The 8,118-nt window shown below is 64.9% G+C and carries 5 protein-coding genes; all 5 read left to right on the forward strand.

Annotated elements, in window-relative coordinates; all coding sequences use genetic code 11:
* On the forward strand, nt 1–1,410 hold a 1,410-nt coding region (locus DDF70_RS34435; RefSeq protein WP_162820883.1), incomplete at its 5' end, for an acyl-CoA carboxylase subunit beta.
* Nucleotides 1,411–1,701: 291 nt separating this feature from the next.
* On the forward strand, nt 1,702–2,274 hold the full coding sequence (locus tag DDF70_RS34445; protein ID WP_205772619.1) for a biotin transporter BioY: 573 nt from the start codon (nt 1,702–1,704) through the stop codon (nt 2,272–2,274).
* Between the two features lie 66 nt (nt 2,275–2,340).
* Nucleotides 2,341–4,341 (forward strand): acetyl-CoA carboxylase biotin carboxylase subunit, encoded by a 2,001-nt coding sequence (locus tag DDF70_RS34450; RefSeq protein WP_114949047.1) that lies wholly within the window; start codon nt 2,341–2,343, stop codon nt 4,339–4,341.
* 8 nt (nt 4,342–4,349) lie between these two features.
* Nucleotides 4,350–6,383 (forward strand): methylmalonyl-CoA mutase subunit beta, encoded by a 2,034-nt coding sequence (locus DDF70_RS34455; protein WP_114949048.1) that lies wholly within the window; start codon nt 4,350–4,352, stop codon nt 6,381–6,383.
* Nucleotides 6,380–8,118: methylmalonyl-CoA mutase (gene scpA / locus DDF70_RS34460; protein ID WP_114945549.1), on the forward strand; the 1,739-nt coding region annotated here is incomplete at its 3' end. The genes DDF70_RS34455 and scpA, both read left to right, overlap by 4 nt.

Here is an 8,118-nt window from a genome sequence, read left to right on the forward strand (position 1 = left end):
CTGCTCGACAGGGGCTCGTTCGAGGAGTTCGACATGTTCGTCGAGCACCGCTCCACCGATTTCGGCATGGAGAAGGTCAAGATCCCCGGCGATGGCGTCGTCACCGGCTGGGGCACGGTCAACGGCCGTACGGTCTTCGTCTTCGCCAAGGACTTCACGGTGTTCGGCGGCTCGCTCTCCGAGGCGCACGCCCAGAAGATCATCAAGATCCAGGACATGGCGCTCAAGATGCGCGCCCCCATCGTCGGCCTGTTCGATGCGGGCGGCGCCCGCATCCAGGAGGGCGTGGCGGCGCTCGGCGGCTACGGCGAGGTGTTCAAGCGCAACGTGATCGCCTCCGGCGTCATCCCGCAGATCTCGGTGATCATGGGCCCGTGCGCGGGCGGCGACGTCTATTCGCCTGCCATGACCGATTTCATCTTCATGGTGCGCGACCGCTCCTACATGTTCGTCACCGGTCCGGACGTGGTGAAGACCGTCACCAACGAGACCGTGACCTCGGAGGAGCTCGGCGGCGCCAAGGTGCACACCACCAAGTCGTCGGTGGCCGACGGCGCCTATGACAACGATGTGGAAGCGCTGCTGCAGGTGCGCCGCCTCATCGACTTCCTGCCCGCCAACAACCAGGACGGCGTGCCGGAGATCCCGAGCTTCGACGATCCGAACCGGGTGGACGACAGCCTCGACACCCTGGTCCCGGACAACCCGAACAAGCCCTACGACATGAAGGAGCTGATCCTGAAGGTCGTGGACGAGGGCGACTTCTTCGAGATCCAGGAGTCTTACGCGAAGAACATCATCACGGGCTTCGGCCGCGTCGAGGGCCGCACGGTCGGCTTCGTGGCCAACCAGCCGATGGTGCTGGCGGGCGTGCTCGACTCGGACGCCTCGCGCAAGGCCGCGCGCTTCGTGCGCTTCTGCGATGCCTTCAACATTCCGATCGTCACCTTCGAGGACGTGCCGGGCTTCCTGCCGGGCACCGCGCAGGAATACGGCGGCCTCATCAAGCACGGCGCGAAGCTGCTCTTCGCCTATTCGGAAGCGACCGTGCCGCTGGTCACCGTCATCACGCGAAAGGCCTTCGGTGGCGCCTACGACGTGATGGCCTCGAAGCATATCGGCGGTGACGTCAACTACGCCTGGCCGACCGCGCAGATCGCCGTGATGGGCGCCAAGGGCGCGGTGGAGATCATCTTCCGCCAGGATCTCGGCGACCAGGACAAGATCGCGGCCCGCACCAAAGAATACGAGGACCGCTTCATGTCGCCCTTCGTGGCGGCCGAGCGGGGCTATATCGACGAGGTGATCATGCCCCACTCCACGCGCCGCCGGATCGCCCGGGCGCTGGCGATGCTCCGCCACAAGGAGAGCGAGCGCCCCTGGAAGAAGCACGATAACATTCCCCTGTGAGAGGAGCACCCAATGACCATCGCCTCACGGACGCGAGCCTCTATCCAAATCGATGATGTCTCTCAGCTGCTCATTGAATTTGTTGATGGGAGGGGTAGGCAGGGTCACGCAGATGAACCTATCGACGAGATTTTGCAGCTCCTATTGGCCGTCAGTAGCCTTGATCCTGATGCTGCAAATCTTCTGACACATTCAGATTATGTGGCCGCTCTAGTGATTCAAGCCCGCCGGTAGAGCTCGATCCGTTCTTTCTATCTCCAGATTACACCTGAACAGAATGAGGAGAAGCCTATGGTTCGGAGTCAAATGTCATCCCGGACACTCGCAAATAGGCTCTGGGTTCAAATACCGGGCAATACTCGCCTACGCATCGTCTTACTTGTTCTCATCGGCACGATTCTGCTGGCAGTCTCGGCTCACATCCAAGTGCCGTTCTGGCCAGTGAAGATGTCTATGCAATCATTTATGGTCCTCGCTCTCGCGGTCGTATACGGCGGTCGTATAGGAACCGCAACGGTCGCTGCGTACCTTGTCGAGGGGGCAGTTGGATTGCCGGTATTCCAAAGCGGTGGAGGCCTTGCCTGTTTTGGAGGCCCGACTGCTGGCTACCTTGCGGGCTTCGTCGTCGCTACCGGCGTTGTCGGATCCCTAAGCGAGCGTGGAGCAATGCACTCGGTTGTCGCAGCGTTCGGTGTTCTTCTGTTGGGTGACGCCATCATTATGGTTCTTGGAACGGCTTGGCTCTCGACACTGATTGGCTTCGAGAAGGCACTGTCCGCGGGCCTCCTGATCTTCCTTCCTGCGGAAGCTGTCAAAGTTACTCTGGCAGCGGTTTTGACCCGAATGACAGCCCGCGCCATCTAGCTCGCACTTTCCTGAGGAATGCTCTCCAACAGAATCATGTCGGAGGGCCAAGACGAAGACCACGCAATGTTCGACAAGATCCTGATTGCGAACCGGGGCGAAATTGCCTGCCGGGTCATCAAGACAGCCCGGCGCATGGGCATCAAGACCGTGGCCGTCTATTCGGATGCTGACCGCGACGCGCTTCACGTGGACATGGCCGACGAGGCCGTCCACATCGGTCCGGCTGCCGCAGCCCAGTCCTATCTGGTGATCGAGAAGATCATCGAGGCCTGCAAGGCGACCGGCGCTCAGGCGGTCCACCCTGGCTATGGCTTTCTCTCAGAGCGCGAGGCCTTCCCGAAGGCGCTCGCCGAGGCCGGGATCGTGTTCATCGGTCCGAACCCGGGCGCCATCGCGGCCATGGGCGACAAGATCGAATCGAAGAAGGCGGCGGCGGCCGCGAAGGTCTCCACCGTGCCGGGCTATCTCGGGGTGATCGAGGGCCCGGAGCAGGCGGTCAAGATCGCCGACGAGATCGGCTATCCGGTCATGATCAAGGCCTCGGCGGGGGGCGGCGGCAAGGGCATGCGCATTGCATACTCGGCCGGCGAGGTCGCCGAGGGCTTTGCCCGCGCCAAGTCGGAGGCGGCGTCCTCCTTCGGCGACGACCGGGTCTTCATCGAAAAGTTTATCACCGATCCGCGTCACATCGAAATCCAGGTGCTCGGCGACAAGCACGGCAACGTGATCTATCTCGGCGAGCGTGAATGCTCGATCCAGCGCCGCAACCAGAAGGTCATCGAGGAGGCGCCGTCGCCGCTCCTCGACGAGGCCACCCGCCGCCTGATGGGCGAGCAGGCGGTCGCTCTCGCCAAGGCTGTGGGCTATGATTCCGCCGGAACGGTGGAGTTCGTGGCCGGCCAGGACAAGTCCTTCTACTTCCTCGAGATGAACACCCGCCTTCAGGTGGAGCATCCGGTGACGGAGTTGATCACCGGCATCGATCTGGTGGAGGAGATGATCCGCGTCGCCGCGGGCGAGCGCCTCAGTCTAACGCAGGCGGATGTGAAGCTGAACGGCTGGGCGGTGGAAAGCCGCATCTACGCGGAAGACCCGGTGCGCAACTTCCTGCCCTCGACCGGTCGCCTCGTCACCTATCGCCCGCCGCGCGAGGGCGAGCAGGGTGGCGTGACGGTTCGCAACGATACCGGGGTCTACGAGGGCGGCGAGATCTCGATCTACTACGATCCGATGATCGCAAAATTGGTGACTCACGCCCCGACCCGCCTCCAGGCCATCGAGGCTCAGGCGAGTGCGCTTGATGCTTTCGCCATCGAGGGCATCCGCCACAATATCCCGTTCCTGTCGGCCCTGATGCAGCATCCACGCTGGCAGTCGGGTCAGCTTTCCACCGGCTTCATCGCCGAGGAATTCCCGCAGGGGTTCAAGGCGCCGCCCCCCGAGGGCGAGGTGGCCCTGCATATGGCGGCCGTGGGCGCCGCCATCGACCATCTGCTCAACGAGCGCAAGCGACACATCTCCGGTCAGATGCGGCAGGCCGCGAGCGTGCAGTTCGATCGCGAGCGCGTCGTGCTCCTGGGCAAGGAGCGGCATGAAGCCGTGATCGAGGACATCGAGGGCGGCTTCGCGGTCGTCATCGATGGCCAGGCTTGGCCGATCGTGTCGGGCTGGGTGCCCGGTCAGCCCGTTTGGAACGGGACGGTGGGTGGAGAGCCCGTGGCGTTCCAGGTCCGGCCGATCCTCAACGGGGTCGTCCTGTCCCATGCGGGCACCTCGGCCGAGGTGCGGGTCTACACGAAACGCGAGGCCGAGCTGGCGGCCCTGATGCCGGAGCGGCCTCCAGCCGCTCCGGGCAAGCTCCTGCTCTGCCCGATGCCAGGCCTCGTGAAGGCGATCAGCGTGAGTCAGGGCCAGGAGGTCAAGGCCGGCGAGCCCCTCTGCATCGTGGAGGCCATGAAGATGGAGAATGTCCTGCGCGCGGAGCGCGACGGCACGATCTCGATGATCCACGCCAAGGAAGGGGACAGCCTCGCGGTTGATGCCACCATCATGGAGTTTACCTGATGGCAGATGTGGACGACCTCACCTTAGCCGCCGATTTCCAGCAAGCGACCCGCGAGCAATGGCTCAGACTGGTCGAGGGCGTGCTCAAGGGCGCGGACTTCGAGAAGAAGCTCGTCTCGCGCAGCCATGACGGGATCGCCATCCAGCCCCTCTATCCGAAGGCGGAAAGATCGACGCCCGTTGTGCGCGAGCAGCCCGGCCGCTGGCTCGTGTCGCAGCGGATCGACCATCCCGACCCGGCGAAGGCCAACGAACTGGCTCTCCTCGATCTCGAAGGCGGCGCCGATGCACTGACGCTCGCGACCCACAAGGCTCCCGCGGCCCGCGGATTCGGCGTGCGGGTCGAGAGCCTCGACGATCTCGACCGGGTGCTGTCGGGAGTGATGCTCGACCTCGTTCACCTGCGCGTCGATGCGGGCGGCCACGGCCGCCAGATGGCGGCACTGATACTGGCGCTCGCCGAGCGGCGCGGCCACAACCTCTCCGACCTCTCCCTCGATCTCGGCCTCGATCCCATCGGGGCCATGGCGGCGCATGGGCGGATGTCCGCGTCCTGGGATGCGATGGCCCGGCGCATGGGCGACACGCTCGAGCATCTGACCGCGCAGGACTTTGCCGGACGCACCTTCCTGGCCGGTGGGCGGGTCTACCACGAGGCCGGCGCCAGCGAGGCGCAGGAACTTGCGGCCGTACTCGCGACGGGCATCGCCACCATGTGGGCGCTCGAAACGCAAGGCCATCCGCTCGATGCGGCACGCCGGGCGCTGTCCTTCCTCCTCGTGGCCGATGCGGACGAGTTCCTCACCGTGGCGAAGCTGCGGGCGCTTCGCCGCCTGTGGGCGCGCGTGGAGCAGGCCTGCGGCCTCGAGCCGAAGCCGATCCGCCTGCACGCTGAGACCGCCTGGCGCATGACCACCCGGCGCGACCCTTGGGTGAATATCCTGCGCACGACGATCGCCGCCTTCTCCGCCGGCATCGGTGGGGCGGACGCGATCACCGTACTGCCCTTCACCGGGGCGCTGGGCCTGCCCGATGCCTTCGCCCGCCGGATCGCGCGCAACACGCAGCTGATCCTGCTCGACGAGTCGAACCTTGCCCGCGTGGCCGACCCGGCCGCGGGCGCGGGCGGCTTCGAGACGCTCACGGACGCCTTGTGCGAGAAGGCCTGGAGCCTGTTCCAGGAGATCGAGCGCGAGGGCGGCATTCTCGAAAGTCTCAAGTCCGGCATGCTCCAGGCCCGCATCGCGGCCGTGTGCTCCCAGCGGGATAAAGCCGTCGCCACCCACCGGGAGCCGATCACCGGCACGAGCGAGTTCCCGAACATCCATGAGGCCGATGTGGCCGTGCTGCTGCCGATGCCCGCAGCCGAGGCGAACCCGGCCCCCACCGCGTCGGCATCGTCTCCCGCCTCGACCGAGACCGACTTCGCGTCTCTCGTCGGCATGGCCGGACAGGGCACGCCCCTGATCCAGCTCGTCGGCACCGCGGCCGGCTTGGCGCCCGTCTCCATCGCGCCCCTGCCGTCGATCCGGACGGCCGAGCCGTTCGAGCGCCTGCGCGACCGCGCGGACGCCTATCGCGCAAGGACCGGGGAGCGCCCGAGGGTGTTCTTGGTGAATCTCGGGCCGATCGCGGCCTTCACGGCCCGGGCGACCTTCGCCAAGAATTTCTTCGAGGCTGGCGGCATCGAAGCCGTCACGAACGACGGCTTCCCATCTCTTCATGCCCTTACAGCTGCCTTTGCCGCATCGGGTGCTCAAAGTGCCTGCATCTGTTCCTCCGATGAGGTTTACTTCGCTCTCGCAGATGAGGCGATTACACCCAACGAGACTGTAGTTGAGGAGACAGCGCGCGCACTTAGAAGGGCAGGGGGCTTGCTCGTGTATATGGTGGGTCGTCCGATCATGCGGGAGGACGCACTCCGCTCGGCGGGCATCCAGGACTTCATCTACAGCGGCTGCGACCTGCCAGCATTCATCTATAAAACCTATGCGTTCATGGACGAACTAATTGCAGCGCCTCGAATGGGTGCAAGCCAATGACCAGCATCCCGGACTTTTCGAGCGTCGCTTTCTCCGACGCTCCCCTGGCGTCCTCCTCCCAGGCTGCTTCGGAGCCCTGGCTCACGCCGGAGGGCATCGCGGTCAAGGGAGCCTATGGGCCTGAGGACCGCGCCGGGCTCGATTTCCTCGACACCTGGCCGGGCGTCGCGCCGTTCCTGCGCGGCCCGTACCCGACCATGTACGTCAACCAGCCCTGGACCGTGCGCCAATATGCGGGCTTCTCCACGGCCGAGGATTCCAACGCCTTCTACCGCCGCAACCTTGCGGCCGGCCAGAAGGGCCTGTCGGTCGCCTTCGATCTCGCGACTCATCGCGGCTACGATTCCGATCATCCGCGCGTGGCCGGCGACGTGGGCATGGCGGGCGTCGCCATCGATTCCATCTACGACATGCGCACGCTCTTCGCAGGCATCCCGCTCGATCAGATGAGCGTGTCGATGACCATGAACGGCGCGGTGCTGCCCGTTCTCGCGCTCTACATCGTGGCAGCGGAAGAACAGGGCGTGCCGCCGCAAAAGCTCTCCGGCACGATCCAGAACGACATCCTGAAAGAGTTCATGGTGCGCAACACCTACATCTACCCGCCCAAAGGGTCGATGCGCATCATCTCGGACATCTTCGGCTATACCTCGGCGAACATGCCGAAGTTCAACTCGATCTCGATCTCCGGCTACCACATGCAAGAGGCCGGCGCGACGCAGGACCTGGAGCTCGCCTATACGCTCGCCGACGGCGTCGAGTACATCCGCGCGGGCATTGCGGCCGGGCTCACGATCGACCAATTCGCGCCACGCCTGTCGTTCTTCTGGGCCGTGGGCATGAACTTCTTCATGGAAGTGGCCAAGATGCGCGCCGCGCGCCTCATCTGGGCGAAGCTCGTGAAGGGCTTCAACCCGCAGAGCGAGAAGTCGCTGCCGTTGCGCACGCACTCGCAGACCTCCGGCTGGTCCCTCACGGCGCAGGACGTGTTCAACAACGTCACCCGCACCTGCATCGAGGCGATGGCGGCGACCCAAGGCCATACGCAGTCGTTGCATACCAATGCGCTCGACGAAGCGCTGGCGCTGCCCACCGATTTCTCCGCCCGCATCGCCCGCAACACGCAGCTTTTCCTGCAGCAGGAGAGCGGTACCACGCGCATCATCGATCCGTGGGGTGGCTCGTATTATGTCGAGCGGCTCACCTACGAGCTGGCGCAGAAGGCCTGGGCGCACATTCAGGAGGTCGAGGAACTCGGCGGCATGGCGAAGGCCATCGAGGCCGGCATTCCGAAACTGAAGATCGAGGAGGCTGCCGCACGCACGCAGGCGCGCATCGATTCCGGTCACCAGAAGATCATCGGCGTGAACAGCTTCAAGTCGACGGACGAAGCATCCATCGACATCCTGAAGGTCGACAACGCCGCCGTGCGCGCGAGCCAGATCGAGAAGCTCAAGCGCCTGAAGGCCGACCGCAACCAGGCCGACGTGGACGCGGCGCTGGCCGCCCTCTCCACGGTCGCCGCGTCCGGCGACGGCAACCTGCTCGACCTCGCCGTGAAGGCGGCGCGGGCCAAGGCCACCGTGGGCGAGATTTCCGACGCGCTGGAGAAGGTCTGGGGCCGTCACCGCGCCGAGATCAAGGCGATCTCGGGCGTTTACAAGCGGGAGGTCGGCATGGCGTCGCCAGCCGTGGAGAAAGTCCGCCAACTGGTGGACCAGTTCGAGCACGACGA

The sequence above is a fragment of the Microvirga calopogonii genome (genome assembly GCF_003347665.1).
GTDB classification, from domain to species: Bacteria; Pseudomonadota; Alphaproteobacteria; order Rhizobiales; family Beijerinckiaceae; genus Microvirga; species Microvirga calopogonii.

Coding starts and splice junctions, on each gene's coding strand:
- DDF70_RS34445 (WP_205772619.1), top strand. CDS start 1,702: ATGGTTCGGAGTCAAATGTCATCCCGGACACTCGCAAATAGGCTCTGG.
- DDF70_RS34450 (WP_114949047.1), top strand. CDS start 2,341: ATGTTCGACAAGATCCTGATTGCGAACCGGGGCGAAATTGCCTGCCGG.